Origin of the sequence: Streptomyces sp. NPDC020845, from assembly GCF_044334165.1 — a bacterium.
Lineage (GTDB): Bacteria > Actinomycetota > Actinomycetes > Streptomycetales > Streptomycetaceae > Streptomyces.
Map to the genome: position 1 here is coordinate 1 of NZ_JBIRSJ010000093.1, position 1,000 is coordinate 1,000.

Annotated in this window: 1 protein-coding gene; it reads left to right on the forward strand. The window is 68.0% G+C overall.

Features of this window, described 5'->3' with window-relative positions; genetic code table 11:
• Positions 1–1,000 (forward strand): acyltransferase domain-containing protein (locus ACH4U7_RS53220; RefSeq protein ID WP_398534952.1); only part of this gene is annotated, 1,000 nt, incomplete at both ends.

Sequence of the window (1,000 nt, forward strand, 5' to 3'; positions counted from 1 at the left end):
CCCCGTCTTCGCCACCCGCATCGCCGAATGCGAACACGCCCTGACACCACACATCGACTGGTCACTCACCGACGTACTACGCGGCACCGACACCACCACCGACCCCACCCGCGTCGACGTCATCCAACCCACCCTGTGGGCCATGATGGTCTCCCTCGCCACGCTCTGGCAGCACCACGGCATCACCCCCACCGCCGTCATCGGCCACTCCCAAGGCGAAATCGCCGCCGCCTGCGTCGCCGGAGCCCTCACCCTGGAGGACGGCGCCCGCGTCGTAGCCCTGCGCAGCCAAGCCCTACGCGCCCTCGCCGGCCACGGCGCCATGGCCTCCCTCACCCTCACCGCCCACCACACCACCCAACTCATCAACAAACTCGGCAAGGCGGCACAAGGCGTCGCCATCGCCGCCCACAACGGACCCCACGCCACCGTCATCTCCGGACCACCCGACCAGATCACCACCGTGCTCGCCACCGCCCAGGAACACGGCGCACGCACCCGCACCATCGACGTCGACTACGCCTCCCACAACCCCCACGTCGACCGCATCCGCAACGACATCCTCACCGCACTCCACGGACTCACACCGGTCGCCTCCGACATCACGTTCCACTCCACCGTCACCACCCAACCCCTCGACACCACCACCCTCGACGCCGACTACTGGTACACCAACCTCCGCCAACCCGTCCGCTTCACCGACACCCTCACCACACTCCTCGCAGGCGGCCACCGCCACTTCATCGAAATCAGCCCCCACCCCGTCCTCCTCCCCGGCATCCACGACACCCTCGAAGAAACGGACACCACAGCCACCACCGCCACCATCCCCACCCTCCACCGCAACCACGGCACACCAACCGACCTCGCCCACGCACTCGCCCACGCCCACACCACCGGCCTCCCCATCAACTGGCACACTTGGTTCCCCACACCACCAGCCCCAGGCACCGAACCACCCAACCTCCCCACCTACCCCTTCCAACGACAGCGCTACTGG